This window comes from Camelimonas abortus, assembly GCF_042432745.1.
Taxonomy (GTDB): domain Bacteria; phylum Pseudomonadota; class Alphaproteobacteria; order Rhizobiales; family Beijerinckiaceae; genus Camelimonas; species Camelimonas abortus.
The window spans coordinates 2,272,228-2,296,735 of the sequence record NZ_JBHLWR010000006.1; the positions used below are offsets into that span (position 1 = coordinate 2,272,228).

A 24,508-nucleotide genomic window follows, 5' to 3' on the forward strand; every position below is an offset into this window, starting at 1 on the left:
CCGCTGCGGCATGCCTCCCGCCGCCCCGTCCTTTCCGCTCGCTGACCGGATGGCGGGAGACGACCTGCCGGAAGCCCTCGAGCCTGATCCTGCCGCGCGCGTCCGGATTCGGTCAGGGCATGAGCCCGCCTGAAGTTTCCTGCACTGATCCGCCCGAAAGGCTCCGCCCGGGTCGTGCGTATCTCCCCCCTTGTCCTCGAGCGCCGGGACCGCCTGGAGCAGCTGGCCCTGCTTCCGGATGCCTGTCATCCCAAACTGACGCGCGCGAACATCAGCTTCCGGCGGACGGAGAGGCTCTTGCGCCTGAAGGCATGACATCCGGCGACGGCGGGTCGGCGACCAGCGCCAGGCGTCCCTGCGGGGCGACGGTTCAACAATCGGCGGCGCGGGCTGGCGCTGGACTGCTTCGCCCCTGCGCCTGCCGGGCCCCGTTCGCTGAGGCGCGCGTCAGTTCAGCCGGGAGAACCGTGACCATTACGGAAGGTCGCCTGGGCGACGCCGGGGGGCGCGCCTTGCGCCGGCGACAGCCAGCGCCCGCCTGATGACCGCCGGCCCAGATGCGCGGCCGGCGCGAGACGGCCCGTCCGGAAATCTCCCGTGAGGAACGCTGCGGACTGCGCCAGTTACCGTACATGCGCGTCTCATGCCTGAACGGCGCAGGCGCGATGAGCGCAACCTCACCAGAGGCGACGCCGCCGCAGTCCGTTAACGGGGCTGCATCCGCCATACGTTGCGCTCATGGGACGCGACGATCCGATATCGACGCCTACTCGGGAAAATGAAGCGGCCCTACCTTCGTCCCATCCAGAAAAACTCACCCCTGACGACGGAGAGAGACAATGTCGACCGAGCTTCTTTCCCCTCACAATCATGCGCTTCTTCTGATCGACCATCAGTATCTTCAACTTCTGACGCTTCGCTCGCATGAAGCGTCTCAGGTCATTAACAATGCCCAGGCGGTCGCCAAGGCGGCGAAGATTTTCAACGTGCCAACGCTGCTGACCACAGCGTTCGCTGAACGACAGGAGCTGCTGAAAGAAATCCAGGACGTGTTCCCCGAACAGGCGCCGGTTGACCGCACCACGCTTAACAGTTGGGAAGACCCCCGTGTCACTGACTGGGTCAGGAAGAGCGGGAAGAAGAAGCTGGTCATGGCTGGCCTGTGGACGGAAGTCTGCCTGCAGATGCCTGTGCTGTCCGCTCTGGGAGACGGTTACGACGTCTATTTCATCACGGATGCTTCCGGCGGAGCCAGTCGTGAGGCGCACGACATGGCCGTGCAACGCATGATCCAGGCCGGTGCGATCCCGACCACCACCTGGTCCTATGTCAGCGAGTTGCAGCGGGACTGGGCGCGCGAGGAGACGGCTGGAGACGTCACAAGGCTGTTCGAGGAGCATGGCGGCGGCTTCGGCCAGGGTCTTCGCTGGGAATGGCAGCTGCTGGGTCTCAAGGAAGGAACCAGATAAGCGTCGCCTGGCGGCCGCCAGACACGCGCCTTCCGCCCATGGCAGGCCCGGCGACGAAAGCTCGCCTTCCAGCCCCCCGGGGCGCGCCCGGAGGGACGCCGCCCTGGCCAATGGACGATGACGCCGCGGGCGAACCTGCCGCCGGGGCGATGACGTGATCATCAGTCCCGGAGTCCCGGCCCAAATTCGCCAGGCCATATCAGGAGGGGATCCCGGCTGGAGCGCCGCGAGACGCCAGAGCGAATTCCTTTCCCATGAAATCGATGAAATGTCTCACGGCGGGAGCCAGGCCCCGGCGTGAGGCGAAGACGAGATGCATGACGCCCGCCTTCGGCTTCCACCGGGGAAGCACGATCTCCAGTTCTCCCGCGCTGACATGGTTGCGAACCATGTACTCGGGCAGCTGAACGATGCCTATCCTGTTGAGGGCGGCGTCGCGTAGCGCCGCCATGTCATCGGTGACATAGCGCGGCTGGAAGGGGACGGAGATCACGTCGCCATTTTCGCCGGTCAGCTCCCAAACATGCCGCTGCGTAATCCGCGTGAGGTCCATGGCCGGGAGGGCGGCCGCCTGACGCGGATGGGCCGGACGGCCATGTTCATCCAGGAAGGCGGGGTGCGCGACCAGCAACTGTTCGCTGTCGCCGAGATTTTTCATCACCAGATTGCTGTTTCCGAGCGGCGGAAAGCGAACCCGGAAGGCGACGTCCACGCCCTCCTCGATGACATCGACGCGCCGGTTCGTCGCCGCGAGATTGACCGTGACCAGCGGATAGGCGGCCAGGAACCGCGCCACCATCGGCGACACAAGCGCCTGCAGCAGGGACACAGGGCAGGTGACGGAGATGACCCCACGCGGCTCCGCCGTGGTGCGGTCGATCACCTCCTGCGCAGCTTCGGCTTCGGCGATCATCGCCTGACACTGGCGGAAATACTGGTCGCCGATATGGGTCAGCGAGAACCTTGTCGCATTTCTCTGCAGCAGCCTCACGCCCAGCCGCTCCTCAAGCGCAGCGATCCTCCGGCTGAGAGTAGATTTCGGCACGCCAAGCGCCCGGCTCGCGGCGGCGAAGCCCCGGTGTTCGATCACCTTGGCGAAGTAGAAGAGGTCGTTCAGGTCCTGCATTGCGCGTTCCATCCATGGGACGCGATGGTCCGGTACAGGTCGCTACGCGGTGACCGGCTCAATTTATATGTTCTTCGCATCAACCGCGCAAAGTCTTGGGCCAATGGCCGGACGCACCGGCGCACTGGCGGAATGCCCTGCGTCAGGGGAAGGCTTTGGCTCAAAGCAGGTACGCCCGGAGGCGCACATGTCGACCACAGACCTCGCCAGCAACGGTATTTTCAAGGCGCCGAGGACGCGGATCATACGGCGCCAGGGAAAGTTCACGATGCATGTCAATCCGCCCGGGTTTAACCTGCCGGCCCCCGCCGATCACGGGCATGGTCCGCTGGCGCTCATCGTCGAATCCACTCTGGAGCCTGGCGCGCACATCCGTCTTCACAAGCACGCCAATGACGAGATCATCTCATGGACGCCAGGCGGCGTGATGCGGCACAACGACCTGACAGCCGGTCAGCTCGTCGTCGATGACAGGCGCCTGTTGGTCATGAACGCCGGTTCCGGCTTCTGGCATGAGGAACGGGTGTTATCATCGGATCCGTATCTGCGCATGCTGCAGATTTTCGTGCGGCCGCGCGCCGCGGATCTTGAGCCCCTGGTCCAGTTCGGGGAAATGCCGCCGTCGCGGCAGGATGAGTGGCGCTACCTTTTCGGTCCCGAGAACTCGGGCGCGCCGTTCTTCGTTCGCAACGACGTGAAGTTCCATGACATCCGCCTGTCCGGCGGAGCGGAGACCGCGTTACCGCCCCCCCGCCCGGGTGGGACAGCTACTTCTATGTGTTCACGGGTCACGTGCTGGTGAATGGCGCGCCGTTTCTCGAAGCCGAAACGGGATTGATCCGCCAGCCGGGTCGAACGGTGGTGACAGCGGTCGAGGACAGCGTGATGGTCTGCTTTTCGATCAATCCGCACGCGCCCGTGGTTCGGCTCGGCACAGTTGGAAGGTAGCGACAGGGGCCGGAAGCGGACGGGGGGCGGCCTCTATCCGTCCTGTGGGACGCCGTTTCCGGACGCGCCTCCCGGCTGGAGCGCGACGGCAACGGGATATTACGGCGCACACACATAAATGACCGGCTTTCCGGCCGGCAGGTGATCCAGGGCTCCCGACTGAGGGGAACGGGATGAACCGCGGTCAGTTACGAACTGGCCGGCCATGGGTGGACCATTATTGAGCGACTTCTGCCGACGAGCCTCGCGGGGTTCCTTGCGCGGACGGCAGGCGCGTAAATAACGCCAATCTCCCGCAGTTCGGCGCCGGTTCATCCTGGGCAGGAATCCATGAGCGCCATGGCCCTTGCACCGCAACCGGGTTGCCCGGCGGCGAAAGGCTGGCGTTTGGAACCGGTTTTCTGAAGGTGGTGCCGCTTGCGTGACTCGAACACGCGACCCCATCATTACGAATGATGTGCTCTACCAACTGAGCTAAAGCGGCGTCGGCAGCCTCTGTGCCCCAAGTCCGGGCGCATTGCAAGACCCTTCCGTCCGCAAGTCACAGGCCGCGACGTCCGGCGCGCCAGCGAATGGGCGCGCCCCGGGAAAATGCGGCTATAGTCACGCCGGACGTTCGCCAGAACGGCCCGAATCGCCCGCCCGGGCGCCAGCTGGAGGACAGGCCCATGACGCAACACGCCGGCGCCAGCGCGACATATCCGCTTCGCATCGGCAGGGTGGAGCTGGTCGTGCATGACCTGGCGACGGTCTCGCAGTTCTATGAGCGCATCATCGGGCTGCAACGCCTGGCGGAGGCTGGCGACGCCCTGACGTTGGGCGCCGGCGGCGTTCCGCTCCTGACGTTGCGCCACGACCCGCAGGCGCGCCGGCGTGACCCGGAGGAGCCCGGCCTGTTCCACACCGCTTTCCTGCTGCCCTCACGCGAAGATCTCGGCCGCTGGCTGGCGTGGGCGGCGCGCGCGGGCGCGCCGCTCGGCGGCGCCGCCTACCATCTGGTGAGCGAGGCGATCTACCTGGCGGATCCGGAGGGCAATGGCGTCGAAGTTTACGCCGACCAGCCGGCCGCGCAATGGACCTGGCGCGACGGCCTCGTGCAGATGGACACGCTGCGGCTCGACCTCGCCCCCCTGTTGCGCGCGCCCGGCTACTGGAGCGGCGCGCCGGCCGGAACGCGCGTCGGCCACGTCCACCTGCAGACCGGCGACCTGCGGGCGGCGGAAGCCTTTTACGCCGGCGTCGCCGGGCTGGACGTGACCTGCCGTTATCCTGGCGCCGTCTTCCTCGCCTCCGGCGGCTACCACCACCAAGTCGCCGCCAATGTATGGAACAGCCGCGGCGCACCGGCGCCGGCGCGTCCCTGCACGGGCCTCGCCGCCTTCGAGCTGCTGGCGGACGGGCCGGCGCGCGTCGCCGCCATCGCCGCCCGCACCGGCGCGTCGCCCGGCGCAGACGGCGTCGTGGCGCTGACGGATCCGGCAGGGGTGAACGTGATCATCCGCGCCGGGGCGCCGGCATGACGGCCCCGGAGGGCCGCAAGGCCACGCGGACGCCCGCGGCGGCGCCCGCCGCCGCACTAACCGCCGGCCGCCACCGCAGCCGCGCGCGCACGACGTCTTCCGGCGGCGCGGCGGGCGCAGGCCGGCCATCGCTCCAGGAGGCCCACCAGCCATGAAGGCGCTGCAAACCGCCCGTTTCATGCAACGTTACGCCGCCCTGGCGATCTGCGTGGCGATGATGATCGTCACCGGGCTGCTGGCCGACCAGCTGTATCTCGGCCGGGTGATGTCGCTGGTTTTCGCCGGCCTCACCCTGCTCGGCGTCCATGACCTGCTGCAGAAGCGGCACGCCATCACGCGCAACTATCCGGTGATCGGCCACCTGCGCTTCCTGTTCGAGGCGGTGCGGCCGGAGGTGCGGCAGTATCTGCTGGAAACGGACACGGAAACCGTCCCGTTCTCGCGGGCGCAGCGCTCGCTTGTCTACCAGCGCGCCAAGGCGGAGCCGGACCAGCGGCCGTTCGGCACCACGCTGGACGCTTACGCCGACCGTTACGAATTCATGGGCCACTCGCTCACCCCGGCGCCGCTGGCCGATCCGGCGACTTTCCGCGTCAGCGTGGGGGGCGACCAGTGCCGCCAGCCCTATTCCGCCTCGGTCCTCAACATCTCCGCCATGAGCTTCGGCGCGCTCAGCGCCAACGCCATCCAGGCGCTCAATCTGGGCGCGCGGCTGGGCGGGTTCTGCCAGGACACCGGCGAAGGCGGCGTCAGCCCCTATCACCTGGAGCATGGCGGCGATCTCGTCTGGCAGATCGCCAGCGGCTATTTCGGCTGCCGCAATCCCGACGGGACCTTCTCGCCGGAAAAATTCGCCGAACGGGCCCGGGATCCGCGCATCCGCATGATCGAAATCAAGCTGAGCCAGGGGGCGAAGCCTGGCCACGGCGGCATCCTGCCGGCCAGCAAGATCACCCCGGAGATCGCCGCCACCCGCGGCATTCCCATGGGGCATGACTGCGTGTCGCCGCCTTCGCACAGCCGCTTCCAGACGCCGCTTGAGCTGATGGACTTCATCACCGAGCTGCGCGCGCTCTGCGGCGGCAAGCCGGTGGGCTTCAAGACCGCCATCGGCCAGCCGTGGGAATTCATGGCCATCGTCAAGGCGATGCTGGAGAGCGGCGTGCGGCCGGACTTCATCGTGGTGGACGGGGCCGAAGGCGGCACCGGCGCGGCGCCGGTGGAGTTCGCCGACAACATGGGCGCGCCCATGCGCGAAGCCCTGCTGTTCGTGCACAACACGCTGGTGGGCGCGGGGCTGCGCGACCAGATCCGGGTGGCGGCGGCCGGCAAGATCATCTCCGCCTTCGACATGGCCTGCGCCTTCGCCCTCGGCGCCGACTGGGTGAACAGCGCCCGCGGCTTCATGTTCGCGGTGGGGTGCATCCAAGCGCGCGCCTGCCACACCAACCGCTGCCCTACCGGCGTCGCCACCCAGGACCGGCTGCGCCAGCGCGCCATCGTCGTGGAGGACAAGGCGCGGCGCGTGGCCAACTTCCACCGCAACACCCTGCACGCGCTCGCCGAGCTGCTGGCCGCGGCGGGGCTGCAGCATCCGTCGGAGATCACCCCGCATCACATCGCCCGGCGCGTGGGCTCCACGGAGATCCGGCTGTTCTCGCGGCTGTTTCCCTTCCTTGAGCCCGGCGAGCTGCTGCGCGGCTACAGCGCCCACGCCTTCTACGCCGACACCTGGCGCGTGGCCCGCCCGGACAGTTTCGCCCCGGCGCATCTGCCTTCCGGAGGCGCGCGACCGGGCGCGCGGACGGCCGCCGCCGCATCGTGAGCGCCCCCGCCCGCCTGCGCCGCGGAGCCTGCGCCCGACGGCGTCTGGCCGTTACAGGTTGATGCGCCGCAGCGCCGGCTCCACGCCGTCGTGATGGGCGCCCTCGGGCCCGGGATCATCCGGCGGGCGCGGCGCCGGGAACACCACCTCGACCGGCGGAGACGGCCGGCGTGGGGCAGGCTTCGCCTCCGGAGCGCCGGAAGACGGCGCCGGCGCGGCGTCCGCCTGTTGCGCCTGCGACGTCGCCGCCGGCGCGTCCGGACGGACAGGGGCCACAGCGGCGGCCTCCGGCGACGGCAGCGGCCCGGCGGACCCGGCCCCGGCGGGGCCGGCGGTCTCGGATCCGGACCAGTCGCTGTCCTCGCGGGTCAGCAGTTCGGCCGGCGTGGTCCAGACAAAGGCGTCCAGCCTGCCGGTGACCGGGGAGACCGGCTCCCAGTGATCGGAAACGACGCCGTCGGCGATCCACGCCGGATCACGCGGCGCGCGCGAGGCGCGGGCCAGCCACTCGCGCGCCTCCCCTGCGCCCGCCGGGCTGGCGGCGGCGATCCCGGCCATCAGCAGGCATACGCGCGCCTGCGGCCGCCCTTTCAGCAGCGGCTCCAGCGCCGCGCGGGCCCGGTCATATTCACGGGCGTCGATGGCGGCGCGCGCCACAACCAGGCGCGATTCCTCGTGGCCCGGCGCCAGTCGCTGCAGGGCGCGGGCGCGCTCCAGCCTGTCGAGGGCGGAATCGCCCGGACGCAGGTCTACATAAGCGGCGGCGATGTCCGGGTGCGGCTGCAGCCGCCAGCCCGCCTCCAGCACTTTCGCCGCCTTGCGCAACGCCCCCTGCCGCGACAGCAGCCGCCCCAGCAGCGCCACCGCCGGCACGAGATCCGGCGCCAGTTTCACCGCCTGGCGCAGGGCGCTGACGGCGCCGTCCGGATCGGAATCCTGCCGGTCGATGGCGTCGGCGGTAAGCAGCACCGCCCGCTGGCGGCGGGCTTCGTCGCGGTTCATGCGGCCGGTGGATAGCCGCCGCTCCAGCATGGCGAGGGCGTCGCGCCAGCGCCGCGACGCGCCGTAAAACTCCAGCATGCCCTCATTGGCCCAGCCGACGCCAGGATCGATCCGGGCCGCCTCGCCGGCGTAGCCCCAGGCTTCCTCAAGGTCGCCCCGGCGCCGCGCCTCCACGTAAAGGCCGCGAAGGCCGAGCACGCGGCTTTCCGGCTGCTCCAGCATGGCGCGGAACGCCGCCTCGGCCGTCTTGCGGTCGCCGGCGAGCTGCGCCGCCTGGGCGCGCAGCAGCAGCGTGAGCGGCGCGCGGCCCAGCAGCTTCTCCGCCTCCAGCGCGTAACGCCGCGCCAGGGCGGGGTCGCCCGTCCCCACAGCCACCAGTCCGCGCGAGAGCGCGTCCATGCCGCGCTGGCGCCGGCGGCCGCGCGTCGCCACGCTGACGATGTCCGGCAGGCTCAGCGCGAGGCGGATGACCGTCCAGGCGATCACCGCGAGCACGAGGGCGGCGAAAAACGCCGCCACTGCGACCCCGACCGAGGTTTCGATGCGATAGCCGCTCCAGACCACCGCCACGTCGCCGGGACGGTCCGCCAGCCAGGCGACGCCGGCCGCGAGCAGTGCGATGAGAACGATAAAGCTCAGGACTCTCGTCATTGGCGGCGACCCTGCGTGTCACTCCCGGCCGGGGCGGTCTGGCGGGCGATCGCCGCCAGCGCCTGGTCGAGCGCGGCGCGGGCCGCGGCCTCCGCCTGGGTCCGCGCCGCCAGGGCCGCGCCAAAGGCCTCCGACTCCGTCTGCAACGGCTGCGGCAGCGCCCGCCACGCCTGCAGCGCGCCGGCGAGATCGCCGCGCTCCAGCAGGTCGCTGACCCGCTCCACCGTGCCTTCCTGCGCCGTCACCGGCGCGCCGTCCGCGTCCACCGGGCGGACGCGCACCAGGCGCGCGGCGCTGGCGCCGAGCCGGTCAAGGACGCTCTCGTCCCGGTGCTGCAGCACAGAGAGGCGCCCGGCGAGGGCGGCGAAATCCCGCTGCAGGCGCGCAAGCGGGGCGACGCCGGCCGCCCCCCGCTCCAGAGGCGCCGCCAGCGCCGCGTCGCCGCCCGCCGCCAGACGGGCGACGTCAGGGCTGAACGGCCGGCCGGCCACGATCGCCGCGCGCGCCTCGGCCGCGGCGAGGGCGCGGGCCAGATCCTGCATCAGCGCGTCGCCGCCGCGGGCGTCGAGGCGCTGGCCAAGAGCCGCAAGCCGGGCGTCCACATCGTCCACGCGGCGGGCGAGACCGGCCGCCGCCTGCTCCGCCTTTGCGGCGGCCTGCTCCGCGCTCGCCGCCCGCTGCGGGTCGACGTCGCGCACCGTCGCGGCGAGCGCGTCAATTTTCTGGCGGGCGTCGCCAGCGACGGCGGCGGTCTCCTGCTCCGCCTTGCGCAAAGCGGCGAGCTCATCCGCCAGGACGGCGAGACGCGCGGCGACCTGCTGCGCGCCGGCCCCGTCCGGCGGAGCCGGCGGCGCAGCCGCGGGCGCGGCCTGGCTGGCGAGCTGCTTCGCCTCGGCGGCGACGGCGTTGAGGCGCCTGTCGAGGGCGGCGACGCGCTCGCCAAGGGCGACGACCTCGGCCCGCGGCGCCAGCGCGTTCACATTGGCCGCGAGTTGCTGCTCGAGGGCGCTGAACCGCTGCTCCAGCGCGCCGTCGTCCTGGATGGTGGCGATGCCTGGCGGGCTGACGACAAACACGAGCCACGCGCCGGCCACGCCTGCGGCCGCGCCAATCACCGCCGCCAGCAGCCCGCCCACAAGGCCAGAACCGCCGCCCCCGCCGGACGGCGGCGCGGAGCCGGAGGACGACGGAGCCGCGGACCGTTTCTCCGCGGCCTCCCCCGCCTTTTCTTCTCCCACGCGGGCGGGCTTCTCCGTCTCCGGCCGCGACGCGGACGTGGATCTGGCCGCATCTGCCGCGGACGCCTTCGCGCCGCCCGGCCCGGCGCCGGTTCCGGCGGGTTCGGGCGTGAGATCGATGGTCACGGGGCGGCGCAGCGGCGAGCCGCCGGACTGCGGCGCCGCGGGCTGGCCGGCCGCAGCCGCGTCCCTGTGCGGCGCGCCGGCGTCGTTCCTGTCCTCCGGGGAGCCTGCGCCTGTAGAAGAGCTGTCTTTCATCGCCAATCGTTCCCCCGCTTCGTCCCTCACGCCGCGGTCCGCCCGCAGCCGCCCCCTCCAGTAAAACCGCGCGGCGCCCCGCGCGGGTTCCGCGACGGCTTCTCCCGCCCGCGCAGCTGACGGTCCCACGCCGGTCGCCGGCAGGCAAGCCAGCCCGGACGATCCGCCGCGATCACGCGGCGCCGGCGACAAGCGCCGCCACGGCGGCGATCATGGCGTCGTCATCCGGCCGTTCGGCGGTGACCACCCGGGTCACGCCGGCCCGCTCCAGCGCCACCGCGGTGTCTTCGGAAATGCAGACATGGCCGGCCTGCTGCGCCGCGGCGCGCAATCCGGCCGCCGCCGCCAGCTCCAGAAACAGGGCGGCGCTGCGCGGCGAATAGTGCATCACCCAGCCGATGGCGCCGGCCTGCAGCGCCGCCGACGCCTCAGGCGCAAGCGACGACGCCGCGTCGGCGTGGTAGCAGACCCAGACCACCGGCTCGAGACCGTCCCGGCGCAGCATGTCGACGAGATCTTCCTTGCGCTCGCGGCCGGCGGCGAGCAGCAGGCGGCTGCCGGGCGGCAACGTCTCGCGCGCCAGCGCCGCAAGGTCGTGGCGGTCGCCGGAGGCGGACAGAACGTGCAGGAAACCGGCGTGGCGGGCGTCTTCGGCGGTGCGGTCGCCCACCGCCAGCACCGGCAGATGCGCCGGCGGCTCGGGAAAACCAAGCAGCGAACCGGGACTGGTGAGAATGACGGCGTCAAAACGGCCAGACGGCATGGGCGCGCCGCTGGGGCGGATGGCCAGCACCGGCGACTCCACCACCTCGAGCCCCATGCCGCGCAGGCGGCGGGCCGTGGCGCCGCTGCGCGAGGCCGGACGTGTGAGCAGGATTCGCATGGCCGCCTCCCTTGCCGCCGTCCCCAGTTTGCCTCCACCTGCGCCTGAAAGCGACAGCCGCGCCCTGCCCCGCCCTCGCCCGCGCGCCGGATGACGCGGCCAGCTAACCGCGCGCCGGCGGCGAAATCATGAAGAAGCGGCGGCCAGCGCCGCTAGCGGCCGGCCTGCTGCAGCAGCGCAGGGCTGGCGCGGCGCTGGATCTCGCGGCCGGCGTCTTCGCCCAGCGCCGCAGCGTCGCTCACATGGCCTTCGCGCACGCTCTCCACCCATTCCTGCCCGTCCACGGAGAGCAGCAGGCCGCGCAGGCGCAGCCGGTCGCCGTCCACCTGGGCGAGACCGGCGATGGGCGTGCGGCAGGAGCCGTCCAGAACGGTGAGGAAGGCGCGCTCGGCGGCGAGGGCGTAGCCGGTGTCGGCGTGGATGATCCGCGCCAGCGCCTCGCGCACGGCCTCATCGGCGGCGCGGGCGGTGATGGCGATGGCGCCCTGGCCGACGGCGGGCAGCATTTCGTCCAGCCCCAGCACGGTGGCCGCCGGCTCCTCGACGCCCAGGCGGCGCAGGCCGGCCAGCGCCAGCAGGGTCGCGTCAAAACGTCCCTCGTGCAGCCGGGCGAGACGGGTGTGGACGTTGCCGCGCAGCAGGCCGGTGGAGACATCCGGCCGCAGGCGGCGGATCTGGGCGGCGCGGCGCAGCGAGGCGGTGCCCACCACCGCGCCCGCCGGCAGGGCGGCGACGCCGCCGCGCGCCCCGGGCGCGATGAGCACGTCGCGCACGTCCTCGCGCTCCAGATAGCCGGCGATCACCAGCTCATCGGGCAGCCAGGTAGGCAGATCCTTGGCGGAATGGACGGCGAGGTCGATGTCGCCGGCGAGCAGGGCCGAATCCAGCTCCTTGGTGAACAGCCCCTTGCCGCCGGCCTCGGCCAGGGCGCGGTCCTGGATCATGTCGCCAGTGGTGCGGATGACCTGGAGCGTCGCCTGGGCCGGATCAAGTCCGAGGGCGGCCACGAGCCTGTCGCGCACGATGTTCGCCTGGGCGAGGGCGAGCGGGCTTCCGCGCGTGCCGACGACGAGGCGTGAAATGGACATGGGTGGGTCTCACTCCAAAGGCTGACGCCGGCAACGCCTGCCAGCAAGGCCTGCTGCAGCCCGACTGCAAACCAGAATGAAGCGCGCGGCCGTAGCCCCGGGGGAAACCTGCCGACGCGCTCTCTATAGAGCATGCTTCGCAAAAGTGGGAACCGATTTCGGGACAGTTCGCCGCAATCCCGCCTGAGAACGGCGTCATGACAGGCCAGACAGCCCGCTGCATTGGGGATATCATGGCGACGGTCGCGACGCCCGCGCCGCCGCGGCGGGCGCTGTCGCGCATTTCCTTTGGACGCGACATGCTCTAGAGCCTGCGTCATCGGCGCGGGCGCAGGCCCCGTCGCGCGCGCGGCGCGGGCCGGCGGCGGCGACGGCTCCCGCCCCGGAGCGCAGACCAGCTCGAGGTGATCCAGACGCATGCGTGTGCTCGGTATCGAAACGACCTGCGACGAAACGGCGGCTGCGGTGGTGGAAACCGACGGCGCCGGGCGTCCGATCATCCGCTCCAATGAGGTGCTGAGCCAGATCGCCGCCCACGCCGCTTATGGCGGCGTGGTGCCGGAGATCGCCGCGCGCGCCCATGTGGAGGCGCTCGATCACCTCATCGCCCGCGCCCTGGAGACCGCCGGCGTCGAGCTGCAGGATATCGACGGCTTCGCCGCCGCCGCCGGCCCCGGGCTGATCGGCGGCGTGATGATCGGCCTCACCGCCGCCAAGGCGCTGGCGCTGGTCACCGGCAAGCCGCTGGTGGCGGTGAACCATCTGGAGGGCCACGCGCTGACGCCGCGGCTGATCGAGCCGGTGCAGTTCCCGTACCTGCTGCTGCTGGCCTCCGGCGGACACACGCAGCTCATCGCCGTGAAAGGCGTGGGCGACTACGTGCGCCTCGGCACCACCGTCGACGACGCCATCGGCGAGGCCTTCGACAAGGTGGCCAAGATGCTGGGACTGCCCTATCCGGGCGGGCCGCATGTTGAGCGCGAGGCGGCGAAGGGCAATCCGGAGCGCTTCGCCTTTCCGCGGCCGATGGTGGGCCGCCCGACGGCCGATTTCTCGCTCTCCGGCCTGAAGACGGCCGTGCGCCAGCAGGCGCAGAAAATCCTGCCGCTGCGGCCCATCGACGTGGCCGACCTGTGCGCCTCGTTCCAGGCGGCGGTGGTCGACATGGTGGCGGACCGCACCCGCGTGGCGCTGCGCGGCTTCCGGGACATCGCCGGTCATCCCGCCGCGCTGGTGGTGGCCGGCGGAGTCGCCGCCAACATGGCCATCCGCCGCGGCCTCGAGCGGCTCGCGGCCGAGGCCGGCGTGCGGCTCGTCGCGCCGCCGCTGCAGCTGTGCACCGACAACGGAGCCATCATCGCCTGGGCCGGGCTGGAACGCCTGCGCATGGGCATCCATGACGACCTGACCGTCGCGGCCCGTCCGCGCTGGCCGCTCGACGCCAGCAAGGACACCCGCGCCGGAGCCAAGGCCTGAGCCATGACCGTGGACGCAGGCGGCGGGGTGATCGCGGTGATCGGGGCGGGCGCCTGGGGCGTGGCGCTGGCCAATGCGGCGGCGCGCGCCGGCGGCGCGCCGGTGCCGCTGTGGGGCCGCGACGGCGCGGCCGTGGCCGCCATGGCGGCGACGCGGGAGGCTGGATCGCGGCTGCCCGGCGTGCGCCTGGAGGACGGCGTCGCGCCCGCCGCTGACCCGGCGCCGCTGGCCAACGCCGACGCGGTGCTGCTGGTGATCCCCGCCCAGCAGATCCGCGACGCCCTCGCCCGTCTGCGCCCGTGGCTCGGCCGCAAGGGCCTGCCCGTGGTCATCTGCGCCAAGGGCATCGAGCGCGCCAGCGGCCTCTTCATGTCCGACGTGGTGCGCGAGATGCTGCCGGAGGCTGCGCCCGCCGTGCTCTCCGGCCCCAGCTTCGCCGCCGACGTGGCGCGCGGGCTGCCGACGGCCGTCTCGCTGGCGGCTGACGACGAGGCGCTGGCGGCGCGACTGGCGCGGCGGCTGTCCGGGCCGGCGCTGCGCATCTATCACACCACCGACATGCGGGGCGTCGAGATCGGCGGGGCCGCCAAGAACGTGCTGGCCATCGCCTGCGGCATCGTCATGGGGCGGGGCCTCGGCGAAAGCGCCCGCGCCGCGCTGGTGGCGCGCGGTTTCGCCGAAATCACCCGTTTCGCAGAGGCTTACGGCGCCCGCCGCGACACGCTCATGGGACTCTCCGGCCTGGGCGACATCGTGCTCACCTGCGGCTCGCGCCAGTCCCGAAACTTCGCTTTCGGCGAGGCGCTGGGCCGCGGCGCGCCTGTCGCCGAGGCCAGCGGCGGCAAGCTCACCGAGGGCGCGGCCACGGCGGCGGTGATGCTGCGGCGCGCCGCAGACGCCGGCGTCGACATGCCGGTGTCCGCCGCGGTGGCGGCCATTCTCGACGGCCGCATGGGCATTGACGACGCCATCGGCGAACTGATGATGCGCCCGCTGCGGCGCGAAGGCTGATCCCCGCCGGCGACGCGGGGGCGGAGGTGCAGGAAATGGCCTACTGGCTGTTCAAGTCCGAGCCGGACACCTGGTCGTGGGAGCAGCAGGTCGCGCGCGGCGACGCCGGCGAACCGTGGAACGGCGTGCGCAACCACGTGGCCAGGCGCAACATGATGGCCATGAAGGTGGGCGATCTCGGCTTCTTCTACCACTCCAACAAGGGCAAGAAGATCGTCGGCGTCGTCGAGGTCATCCGGCCGTACTATCCGGACCACACCGACCCCACCGGCCGCTTCGGCATGGTCGACATCCGCGCCGTGGAGCCGCTGCCGCGCCCGGTCACCCTGGAGATGGTCAAACGGGAGCCGCGCCTGAAGGACATGGTGCTGGCCAACAATTCGCGGCTCTCCGTCCAGCCGGTGACCGCAGACGAGTGGCGCGTGGTGCGCGAGCTGGGCGGGCTGGACTGACGCCGCCGGCGCCGAAGGCGGCGCCGCCGCTGAGGGCCGCCAAACCGGCCGGCCGGCGCAACTGGCGGCGCGCGCGCATCACCATTGCGTCAACCCTCCCGCCGGCGGGCGGCGGCCGCATCGCCGGTCGCGCCGCGGGCGCTCCGGCCGGCGCCCGCATAACCTGTCGCCCGCGCTACGCTTTATTGCGCGTCCACGCCTGTTCCGCGGCCCGCCGCGCCGCCACGGGGGCAGGCGGTCTCATCGCCCGCGCGCGCGGCCGGACGGCCTTCCCCGCGCCGCCCGCGCAAGCGCTGGCGAAGGCGCAGGCGTCCCCAGTCCTCCCCTTTCGTCGCCTTGCGCTCCGGCCAGGCGCGCGGCTAACTTCACCACAAGCATCAGCCCGCGCAGGCACACGGCGACGCCAGGGCTGCGCGAGAGTTTCGGGGAGAGCAACATGACCGACCATGCCCATGGCAGGACCTGGCCACCCTCTGAGGAGTGGCGGAAGCGCGCCTGGGTCGACGCCAGCTCTTACCAGAAAATGTACGCGGCCTCGATCGCCGATCCGGAGGCGTTCTGGGGCGAGCACGGCAAGCGCATCGACTGGTTCCGGCCCTACACGAAGGTGAAGAACACCAGCTTCGCCCCGGGCGCCGTCTCGATCCGCTGGTATGAAGACGGCGTCACCAACGTCGCCTACAACTGCGTTGACCGCCACCTGAAAACCCGCGCCAGCCAGACCGCCATCATCTGGGAAGGCGACGACCCCTCGGAATCGAAGCACATCACCTATCAGGAGCTGCATGACGAGGTCTGCCGCTTCGCCAACGTGCTGCGCAACCGTGGCGTCAAGAAAGGCGACCGGGTCACCATCTACATGCCGATGATTCCGGAAGCGGCCTACGCCATGCTGGCCTGCGCCCGCCTCGGCGCCATCCATTCGGTGGTGTTCGGCGGCTTCTCGCCGGACTCCCTCGCCGGCCGCATCGCCGACTGCGGCTCGAAAGTGGTCGTCACCGCCGACGAGGGCGTGCGCGGGGGCCGCAAGGTGCCCCTGAAGACCAATGTCGACGCCGCCATCGCCCGCCTGCCCGAAGGGCTGGAGGTGGAGCACGTCGTCGTGGTGCGCCGCACCGGCGCCGACGTGCCGATGGATCCGCTGCGCGACGTCTGGTACCACGCCGCCCGCGAGCAGGTGACCGCCGAGTGCCCGTGCGAGCATGTGGAGGCCGAGCACCCGCTGTTCATCCTCTACACCTCTGGCTCCACCGGCAAACCCAAGGGCGTGCTGCACACCACCGGCGGTTATCTGGTTTACGTCTCCCTCACCCACCAGCATGTTTTCGACTATCACGACGGCGACATCTACTGGTGCACCGCCGACGTCGGCTGGGTGACGGGCCACAGCTACCTGCTCTACGGCCCGCTGGCCAACGGCGCCACCACGGTGATGTTCGAGGGCGTGCCGAACTATCCGGACATGTCCCGCTTCTGGCAGGTGGTGGACCGGCACAAGGTCAACATCTTCTACACCGCCCCCACCGCCATCCGCTCGCTCATGCAGGCCGGCGACGGCCCGGTGAAGGCGTGCTCGCGCGCGTCGCTGCGGCTGCTCGGCTCGGTGGGCGAGCCGATCAATCCGGAAGCCTGGGAGTGGTATCACCGCGTGGTCGGCGACGGCCGCTGCCCTGTCGTCGACACCTGGTGGCAGACGGAAACCGGCGGCATCCTGATCAGCCCGCTGCCCGGCGCCACCACGCTGAAGCCCGGCTCGGCGACGCTGCCGCTGTTCGGCGTGCAGCCGCAGGTGGTGGACGCCTCCGGCAAGGTGCTTGAAGGCCCGGCGGAGGGCAACCTCGTGCTGACCGACTCCTGGCCCGGCCAGATGCGCACCGTCTACGGCGACCACAAACGCTTCGAAGAGACCTATTTCTCCACCTATCCCGGCAAGTACTTCAGCGGCGACGGCTGCCGCCGCGACGCCGACGGCTATTACTGGATCACCGGCCGCGTCGACGACGTCATCAACGTCTCCGGCCACCGCATGGGCACGGCAGAGATCGAATCCGCCCTGGTGGCGCACCCGGCCGTCTCCGAGGCCGCCGTGGTCGGCTATCCCCATGACATCAAGGGCCAGGGCATCTACGCCTATGTCACGCTGATGTCCGGCGCGGAGCCCAGCGACGCGCTGCGCAAGGAACTGGTGTCGTGGGTACGCCAGGAGATCGGCCCCATCGCCACGCCGGACCTGATCCAGTTCGCGCCGAACCTGCCCAAGACCCGTTCCGGCAAGATCATGCGCCGCATCCTGCGCAAGATCGCCGAAGACGATTTCGGCTCGCTGGGCGACACCTCCACCCTCGCCGATCCGGCCGTGGTGGACGAGCTGATCAGCAACCGCCAGAACCGGCGCAAGTAAACGGGCCGCTCCGGCCCGTCATGGGGAGCGGACGAAAGGCGGCGCGCTGGCGGTCGCGCCGCCTTTCGCTTTCCGGCGGGCTTCCCGGCGGCGCGCGCACGTCCGGAGCAGGAAACAAAAATCCCGCCGATGCCTGTCAAGTCACCGCCGCCAGCCGTGAACGCCGGCGCGTCGCTTGCGGCGCCTGCTCTCCTGAACGGCGTTTCATGCGCAGGATCAGCCTTGCCCCCGCCGCCCTGGCGCCCGGCCGCGTGCGACTGCAGGCGGCTCTCCATTCACCGGAACGAGGCCCGGCGCGCGGAGCGGCGCGGCGGCTGGCCGCCGTGCTTCCGCCTTTGCGCGTCATCAGAACCATCGCCCTCCGTGGTCCCGATATCACGCCCTGGCGGCCACTGGCGCGCCGCGCCGCCGACGCGGCCCTCGCCTCCTGCGGCGAACGGAACCGCCGCCGGGCGCCGCCTGCCGGCGCCGGTCAGTCTTTCTCCGGCAGGCCTGCGATGGCCCGCGCGAAATCGCGGGCGGCGAAGGGCTCCAGATCGTCCACCCCCTCGCCGACGCCGATGAAGTGCACGGGCAGGCCGGTCCTGGCCGCGATGGAGACCAGAATGCCGCCGCGGGCGGTGCCGTCCAGCTTGGTCATGATCAGGCCGGTGACGCCGGCGGTCTTGCCGAAAATCTCGACCTGGCTCACCGCGTTCTGGCCGGTAGTGGCGTCGAGCACCAGCAGCGCGGCGTGCGGCGCCTCCGGGTCGAGCTTCTTCACCACGCGCACGATCTTCTCCAGCTCGGCCATCAGGCCGGCCTTGTTCTGCAGGCGGCCGGCGGTGTCGATCATCAGCACGTCGACGCCGCGCTCCTTCGCCTCCTTCACCGCGTCAAAGGCGAGGCCGGCCGCATCCGCGCCCTGGGGCCGCGAGATCACGGTCGCGCCTGTGCGCTCGCCCCAGACCTTCAGCTGCTCGATGGCGGCGGCGCGGAAGGTGTCGCCCGCCGCCAGCATCACCGAGCGGCCCTCGGCCCGGAATTTCTGCGCCAGCTTGCCGATGGTGGTGGTCTTGCCGGCGCCGTTCACCCCGACCATGAGGATGATGAACGGCTTGCGCGCGGCGTCGATCTCCAGCGGCTTCGCCACCGGCGCGAGGGTGGCCTCCACCTCGCGCGCCAGCACGGCGCGGATCTCGTCCGCCGACACCTCACGGTCGAAGCGGCCGGCGCTGACCGCCCTGACGATGCGTTCGGTGGTGTCAACGCCGAGGTCGGCCTGGATGAGGATGTCCTCGAGATCCTCCAGCGCCGCGGCGTCGAGCTTGCGCCGCACGAACAGGTCGGCGAGGCTGTTGCTGATCGACGACGAGGTGCGGGCGAGGCCGCCTTTCAGCCGCTGCCACCAGCTCGGCTTCGGCGCAGGCGGTTCTGGCTCCGGCGCGGGCTCAGGCGCGCGCGGGGCTCCGGGCGCGGCGACGGGCTGCGTTCCGGCGACGGGTCCAGGCGCCTGCGGCGCGGCTTCCGGATCCGGGGCGGCGGCCGCCTCCGGCTCTGGCGCGACGGCGTCTTGCGGCGCGTGGGGCGCGCTGTCCGCGGCCGGCGGAGCGGCGGCCTCCGCAGGCTCCGGCTGCGGGACGGGCCGCTCCGCGCCGGCGGGCTCCGGCGCCGCCGGCGCCTCCTGCGAGGCGGGCGTTGCCGCGGAGCGGTCCTGTTTCCGGCCGAACAGCCGCGAGAAGAAACCCTTGCGTTCGTTGTCGCTCATATCCGTCCCGGTGGTCGATGCGCTGCGGCGGCAGCCTCAAAGCACGCAGGAGAGGTCTTACAGGGTGAGGCCCGCTTGGCAACTGTTTGCTGGCGGGCGCGCCGCCGCATGGCCTGCTCCGCAGGGGCGGTTTCCGCCGGCGCCGGGATGGTTTATCAACGCCGCCGTCCGCACCAGCCGCAACCGCGCCCATGAACCAGCCGGCCCTTACCCTTGAACAGCTGCGCGAAACGATTGAGCAGCGCGTGCTCTATCGCGACGGCATGATGCTGGTGCTCAACAAGCCGCCGGGCGTGCCGGTGCATCGCGGCCCGGCCGCCGCCGGCCAGCGAAACGCGCCGGACCTGGAGAGCGCCTTCGACGCCCTGCGCTTCGGCCTGCCGCGCGTTCCCTCTCTGGCGCACCGCCTCGACCGCGACACCTCGGGCTGCCTGGTGCTGGGCCGCCACCGCAAGGCGCTGGAGAAGCTGGGGCGGATGTTCCGCGACGGCGCGATCGACAAGACCTATCTGGCCGTGGTTAGGGGCCGGCCGCCGGCCGGACGCGGCGAAATCAGCCTGCCGCTGGCGCGGCGCGACCCGGCGCGCGGCTGGTGGATGAAGGTGGATCCGGACGGCCTGCCCTCCGTCACCCTGTGGCGCGCGCTGGGTGAGGCCGGAAGCGAAGACGGCGGACCGCTGACCCTGATGGAGCTGACGCCGGTGACCGGCCGCACCCACCAGCTGCGCGTGCACTGCGCCGCCATGGGCTGGCCGATCGTCGGCGACGCCATTTATGGCGACGCGCCGCGCTTCGGCGGGCCAGGCCTGCACCTGCACGCGCGCTCGGTCACCATTCCGCTGTATCCGGCGAAGCCCGCGGTGCATGTGGTCGCGCCGCCGCCGCCGCACATGGCGACGCTGCTCGCCCGCTGCGGATTTGCGCAGGCCCCCGGCGACGCCACCTGAGCGCCTGCGCCCGCTTCAGGATTTTTCCGCGCCGCGGCGCGGATCGAGGCGCATCGGGCCGGTCATCGCCTCAACGCGCAGCGCTTCGGCGAGGGCGGCCGGGTCCATCAGCCCCTCCTCCAGCACGAGATCGGCGACGCGGCGGTTCTCCTGCAGCGCCCGGCGCGCGATGCGCGAGGCCGCCTCATAGCCGAGCGCCGGGCCCAGCGCCGTCACCAGGCCAATGGAGCTCTCCACCATGTCGCGGCAGCGCTCGCGATTGACGGTCATGCCCTCTATGCAGCGCGCGCGCAGCACGTCGACAGCCGCCGCCAGCCGGCGCAGGGAATCCAGCAGACAGCTGGCGATGGCGGGCTCGAAGGCGTTGAGCTGCAGCTGGCCGCCCTCGGCGCACATGGTGACGGTGAGATCGGCGCCGATCACCAGAAACGCGACCTGGTTGACCACCTCCGGAATGACCGGATTGACCTTGCCGGGCATGATCGACGACCCCGCCTGCACGGCCGGCAGGCTGATCTCGCCAAGGCCGGCGCGCGGCCCGCTCGACAGCAGGCGCAGGTCGTTGCAGATCTTGGACAGCTTCACCGCCAGCCGCTTCAGCACGCCGGAAAACAGCACGAAGGCGCCCATGTCCGAGGTGGCCTCGACCAGATGCGCCGCCGGAACCAGCGGAACGCCCGACAGCCGCGACAGCTCCTCCACCGCCAGCGTCGCATAGCTGGCGTCGGCGGTGACGCCGGTGCCGATCGCCGTCGCGCCGAGATTGACCTCGCGGAACAGGGCCAGCGCCTCGTTCAGCCGGCTGATGTCCTCGCGCAGGGTGACACACCAGCCGCCGAATTCCTGGCCGAAGGTCATGGGCACCGCGTCCTGCAGCTGGGTGCGGCCGATTTTCAGCGCGCCGGCGAACTCGGCCGCCTTGCCTTTCAGCGCGTAGCACAGGTCGTCCAGCGCCCGCAGCAGCGGCCGCGCCGCGAGGATCAGCGCAAGGCGCACCGCCGTCGGATAGGCGTCGTTGGTGGACTGCGCCATGTTGACGTCGTCATTGGGATGCAGGGCGGCGTAATCGCCCTTGCGCCGGCCCATCAGCTCCAGCGCGCGGTTGGCGATCACCTCATTGGCGTTCATGTTGGTGGAGGTGCCGGCGCCGCCCTGAATGACGTCGACCACGAACTGGTCGTGCAGCTTTCCTTCCTCATGGATCTCGGCGCAGGCGCGGGCGATCGCCTCCGCCTTTTCCGGCGGAAGCGCGCCAAGGCGCCGGTTGGCCAGGGCCGCGGCGTGCTTCACCAGCGCAAGCGCCCGCACCAGCTCCGGACAGGAGCCGACGGCGACGCCGGTGATGGGAAAGTTGTCGCGGGCCCGCAAGCTGTGCACGCCCCAATAGGCGTCGGCGGGGATGTCGACCTCGCCCAGGAGGTCGTGCTCGCGCCGCGTGGCGCCGGTTGCGGACGGCGGCGCGCCGGCGGAGGCGGCGGCAGGGTTCCTGTTCTGGCTGGCCATGAAATGCCCATGTCATCGCGCCCGCGGCAGCCACGGCACGGCCGACGACGCGTCGCCGTTCCGTCTCCGTCGCAAGGCGTCGCTCCCCAGCCGGGAAACATATTCGCGTGAATTTGTACAAATACAAGGAAAATACTTTGGAGCGATGCGCGACATAATGAGAAATCATAAAATGATCTGAACAATATTCAGTAATTGCAATAAAAACGCCGGCCCGCGGGCCGGCGTCTCCAGGTGATGACGATGTCGCCGCCAGTTCAGTTCAGCGGAGCGTCGGCGGGACGGGCCACGCCGGCCTCCACCGGCACGTCGCCCACCATCAGCCCCAGCGGGCCGACCGTGACCGGCACCGTGTCGCCGTCCCTGACCTTGCCGGCGAGAATGAGCCCGGCCAGCGGGTCCTGGACGTTCTTCTGGATGACGCGCTTCAGCGGACGCGCGCCATAGGCCGGATCGTAACCGCGGGCGGCGAGCCACTCGCGCGCCTCCTCCGAGACGTCGAGCGTGATCTTGCGATCCTCCAGCAGCCGGGCCAGACGGCGCAGCTGGATGTCGACGATCTGGCCCATCTGGTCGCGCTGCAGCCTGTGGAACAGGATGATCTCGTCGACGCGGTTGAGAAACTCGGGCCGGAAGTGGCTGCGCACGACGCTCATCACCTCGTCGCGCACCGCTTCGGTGTCCTCGCCCTCCTTCTGGTTGACGAGATACTCGGCGCCCAGGTTCGAGGTCATGATGATCAGCGTGTTGCGGAAGTCCACGGTGCGGCCCTGGCCATCGGTCAGGCGGCCGTCATCGAGCACCTGCAGCAGCACGTTGAACACGTCCGGGTGCGCCTTCTCGATCTCGTCGAACAGCACGACCTGGTAGGGCCGGCGCCGCACGGCCTCGGTGAGCGCGCCGCCTTCCTCATAGCCGACATAGCCGGGAGGCGCGCCGATCAGCCGCGACACCGAGTGCTTCTCCATGTACTCCGACATGTCGAGGCGGACCATGGCGTTCTCGTCGTCGAACAGGAAGGCCGCCAGCGCCTTGGTGAGCTCGGTCTTGCCGACGCCCGTGGGGCCAAGGAACATGAACGAGCCGATCGGCCGGTTCGGGTCCTGCAGGCCGGCGCGGGCGCGCCGCACCGCCGTGGAGACGGCGACCACGGCCTCATGCTGGCCGACGACGCGACGGGCGAGCTCATGCTCCATGCGCAGCAGCTTGTCGCGCTCGCCTTCGAGCATGCGCTCCATGGGCACGCCGGTCCAGCGCGACACCACCTGGGCGACGTTGTCGGGCGTCACCGCCTCCTGGACCATGTCCTTGCCGCTGGCCTCGGTCTCGGCGAGCTCCTTCTCCAGCGCCGGGATGACGCCATAGGTCAGCTCGCCGGCGCGCTGGTACTCGCCGCGCCGCTGGGCGATGGCGAGCTCGTTGCGGGCCTCGTCCAGCCGGCGCTTCAGGTCCGCGGCCTTGCCGAGCTTGGCCTTCTCCGCCTCCCACTTGCTGGTGAGGGCGGCGGACTTCTCCTCCAGGCCGGCCAGCTCCTTCTCCAGACGCGCCAGACGGTCCTTCGAACCGGCGTCAGACTCCTTCTTCAGCGCCTCGGCCTCGATCTTCAGGCGCACGATCTCGCGATCGACGCTGTCCAGCTCCTCGGGCTTGCTGTCCACCTGCATGCGCAGCCGCGCGGCCGCCTCGTCGATCAGGTCGATGGCCTTGTCGGGCAGGAAGCGGTCGGTGATGTAGCGGTTGGAGAGCGTCGCCGCCGCCACCAGCGCCGCGTCCTGGATGCGCACCCCATGGTGCTGCTCGTAGCGCTCCTTCAGGCCGCGCAGGATCGAGATGGTGTCCTCCACCGTCGGCTCGGAGACGAAAACCGGCTGGAAGCGCCGCGCCAAGGCGGGGTCCTTCTCCACGTGCTTGCGGTACTCGTCGAGCGTGGTGGCGCCGACGCAGTGCAGCTCGCCGCGGGCCAGGGCCGGCTTCAGCAGGTTGGAGGCGTCCATGGCGCCGTCGGTCTTGCCGGCGCCGACGAGGGTGTGCATCTCGTCGATGAACAGGATGATGTCGCCTTCCGCCGCCTGCACTTCCTGCAGAACGCTCTTCAGGCGCTCCTCAAACTCGCCGCGATACTTCGCGCCTGCGATGAGCGCGCCCATGTCAAGGGCCAGCAGCTGCTTGTCGCGCAGGCTCTCCGGCACGTCGCCGTCGACAATGCGGCGGGCCAGACCCTCCACGATGGCGGTCTTGCCGACGCCCGGCTCGCCGATCAGCACCGGATTGTTCTTGGTGCGCCGCGACAGCACCTGGATGGCGCGACGGATCTCCTCGTCGCGGCCGATCACCGGGTCGATCTTGCCTTCGCGGGCCGCCTGGGTGAGGTTGCGGGCGTACTTCTTCAGCGCGTCATAGGCCTGTTCGGCCGAGGCGGAATCGGCGGTGCGCCCCTTGCGCAGCGACTCGATGGCGGCGTTGAGGTTCTGGGCGGTGACGCCGGCGGCGGCCAGCGCCCTGCCGGCCTCGCTCTCCTTCTCGACGGCCAGCGCCAGCAGCAGCCGCTCAACGGTGACGAAGCTGTCGCCCGCCTTCTCAGCTGCCTTCTCGGCGGTCTCAAACACGCGCGCCAGGGCGGGCGACAGGTAAACCTGGCCGCCGCCGCCCTGCACCTTCGGCAGCTTCGCCAGCGCCTGTTCGGTCTTCTGCAGGGCGACGCGCGAGTCGCCGCCAGCGCGCCCGATCAGGCCGGAAGCAAGGCCCTCCGGGTCGTCGAGGAGCACCTTCAGCAGGTGTTCGGGCATGAACTGCTGGTGATTTTCCCGCAGGGCGAGGCTCTGGGCCGACTGCAGGAAGCCCTTCGAACGGTCGGTGTACTTGTCAATATTCATGCGCATCTCCTTCGGGGCCGCCCGACTGGCGCGCCCGCTGTGACGGTCCCGTGGAGGCAACCGCCGGAAACTGTGGCCAGCGTAACCCGG

Annotated in this window: 17 protein-coding genes and 1 tRNA gene; 9 read left to right on the forward strand and 9 right to left on the reverse strand. The window is 71.0% G+C overall.

Annotated elements, in window-relative coordinates:
- Positions 1 to 839 precede the first annotated feature (839 nt).
- Positions 840 to 1,469 carry a hydrolase gene (locus ACFFJB_RS12120; RefSeq protein WP_376831596.1) on the forward strand — a complete coding sequence of 210 codons (630 nt, stop codon included), beginning with the start codon at positions 840 to 842 and terminating at the stop codon, positions 1,467 to 1,469.
- A 199-nt stretch (positions 1,470 to 1,668) separates the two neighbouring features.
- Here ACFFJB_RS12120 and ACFFJB_RS12125 read toward each other — a convergent pair whose 3' ends face one another.
- On the reverse strand, positions 1,669 to 2,595 hold the full coding sequence (locus tag ACFFJB_RS12125; RefSeq protein WP_376831597.1) for a LysR substrate-binding domain-containing protein: 927 nt from the start codon (positions 2,593 to 2,595) through the stop codon (positions 1,669 to 1,671).
- 187 nt (positions 2,596 to 2,782) lie between these two features.
- Between ACFFJB_RS12125 and ACFFJB_RS12130 the strand changes: the two genes are divergently transcribed.
- Positions 2,783 to 3,397: a pirin family protein gene (locus ACFFJB_RS12130; protein ID WP_376831598.1), complete on the forward strand. Its 615-nt coding sequence runs from the start codon at positions 2,783 to 2,785 to the stop codon at positions 3,395 to 3,397.
- Positions 3,398 to 3,951: 554 nt separating this feature from the next.
- On the opposite strand, the gene ACFFJB_RS12135 is transcribed toward ACFFJB_RS12130, so the two are convergent.
- Positions 3,952 to 4,027 (reverse strand) — tRNA-Thr (locus ACFFJB_RS12135).
- Positions 4,028 to 4,211: 184 nt separating this feature from the next.
- Between ACFFJB_RS12135 and ACFFJB_RS12140 the strand changes: the two genes are divergently transcribed.
- Entirely contained in the window at positions 4,212 to 5,063 is an 852-nt protein-coding gene (locus ACFFJB_RS12140) for a VOC family protein (RefSeq protein WP_376831599.1), read from the forward strand.
- Positions 5,064 to 5,214: 151 nt separating this feature from the next.
- Positions 5,215 to 6,888, forward strand: a complete 1,674-nt coding sequence (locus ACFFJB_RS12145; RefSeq protein WP_376831600.1) for an FMN-binding glutamate synthase family protein — start codon at positions 5,215 to 5,217, stop codon at positions 6,886 to 6,888.
- A gap of 51 nt (positions 6,889 to 6,939) precedes the next feature.
- On the opposite strand, the gene ACFFJB_RS12150 is transcribed toward ACFFJB_RS12145, so the two are convergent.
- The 4 genes from ACFFJB_RS12150 to hemC form a co-directional block, all read right to left on the reverse strand.
- A complete protein-coding gene (locus ACFFJB_RS12150; protein ID WP_376831601.1) occupies positions 6,940 to 8,541 on the reverse strand; it encodes a heme biosynthesis protein HemY in 1,602 nt (533 codons plus the stop codon).
- Entirely contained in the window at positions 8,538 to 10,037 is a 1,500-nt protein-coding gene (locus ACFFJB_RS12155; RefSeq protein ID WP_376831602.1) for a hypothetical protein, read from the reverse strand. Before ACFFJB_RS12155 ends, ACFFJB_RS12150 begins: the two co-directional genes overlap by 4 nt.
- A 172-nt stretch (positions 10,038 to 10,209) precedes the next feature.
- Entirely contained in the window at positions 10,210 to 10,920 is a 711-nt protein-coding gene (locus ACFFJB_RS12160) for a uroporphyrinogen-III synthase (RefSeq protein ID WP_376831603.1), read from the reverse strand.
- A 152-nt stretch (positions 10,921 to 11,072) separates the two neighbouring features.
- Positions 11,073 to 12,008: a hydroxymethylbilane synthase gene (gene hemC / locus ACFFJB_RS12165; protein ID WP_376831604.1), complete on the reverse strand. Its 936-nt coding sequence runs from the start codon at positions 12,006 to 12,008 to the stop codon at positions 11,073 to 11,075.
- Positions 12,009 to 12,425: 417 nt separating this feature from the next.
- Between hemC and tsaD the strand changes: the two genes are divergently transcribed.
- The 4 genes from tsaD to acs all read left to right on the forward strand — a co-directional run bounded on the left by tsaD (position 12,426) and on the right by acs (position 17,348).
- The gene (gene tsaD, locus ACFFJB_RS12170) at positions 12,426 to 13,484 is read left to right on the forward strand and encodes a tRNA (adenosine(37)-N6)-threonylcarbamoyltransferase complex transferase subunit TsaD (protein ID WP_376831605.1); all 1,059 of its coding nucleotides are present in this window, start codon (positions 12,426 to 12,428) and stop codon (positions 13,482 to 13,484) included.
- Positions 13,485 to 13,487: 3 nt separating this feature from the next.
- The gene (locus ACFFJB_RS12175; RefSeq protein WP_376831606.1) at positions 13,488 to 14,495 is read left to right on the forward strand and encodes an NAD(P)H-dependent glycerol-3-phosphate dehydrogenase; all 1,008 of its coding nucleotides are present in this window, start codon (positions 13,488 to 13,490) and stop codon (positions 14,493 to 14,495) included.
- A 35-nt stretch (positions 14,496 to 14,530) separates the two neighbouring features.
- Positions 14,531 to 14,947, forward strand: a complete 417-nt coding sequence (locus ACFFJB_RS12180; RefSeq protein WP_376831607.1) for an EVE domain-containing protein — start codon at positions 14,531 to 14,533, stop codon at positions 14,945 to 14,947.
- A 436-nt stretch (positions 14,948 to 15,383) separates the two neighbouring features.
- Positions 15,384 to 17,348, forward strand: a complete 1,965-nt coding sequence (gene acs, locus ACFFJB_RS12185; protein ID WP_376831608.1) for an acetate--CoA ligase — start codon at positions 15,384 to 15,386, stop codon at positions 17,346 to 17,348.
- A 472-nt stretch (positions 17,349 to 17,820) separates the two neighbouring features.
- Here the strand turns inward: acs and ftsY are convergent, their stop codons facing one another.
- Positions 17,821 to 19,095, reverse strand: a complete 1,275-nt coding sequence (ftsY, locus tag ACFFJB_RS12190; protein ID WP_376831609.1) for a signal recognition particle-docking protein FtsY — start codon at positions 19,093 to 19,095, stop codon at positions 17,821 to 17,823.
- A 191-nt stretch (positions 19,096 to 19,286) separates the two neighbouring features.
- Here ftsY and ACFFJB_RS12195 point away from each other — a divergent pair, with 191 nt between their 5' ends.
- On the forward strand, positions 19,287 to 20,042 hold the full coding sequence (locus tag ACFFJB_RS12195) for an RluA family pseudouridine synthase (protein WP_376831610.1): 756 nt from the start codon (positions 19,287 to 19,289) through the stop codon (positions 20,040 to 20,042).
- A gap of 15 nt (positions 20,043 to 20,057) precedes the next feature.
- Here ACFFJB_RS12195 and ACFFJB_RS12200 read toward each other — a convergent pair whose 3' ends face one another.
- Together ACFFJB_RS12200 and clpB are read right to left on the reverse strand one after the other, a co-directional pair.
- Entirely contained in the window at positions 20,058 to 21,545 is a 1,488-nt protein-coding gene (locus tag ACFFJB_RS12200; protein ID WP_376831611.1) for an aspartate ammonia-lyase, read from the reverse strand.
- A 257-nt stretch (positions 21,546 to 21,802) separates the two neighbouring features.
- Positions 21,803 to 24,418 (reverse strand): ATP-dependent chaperone ClpB, encoded by a 2,616-nt coding sequence (gene clpB / locus ACFFJB_RS12205; RefSeq protein ID WP_376831612.1) that lies wholly within the window; start codon positions 24,416 to 24,418, stop codon positions 21,803 to 21,805.
- Positions 24,419 to 24,508 lie beyond the last annotated feature (90 nt).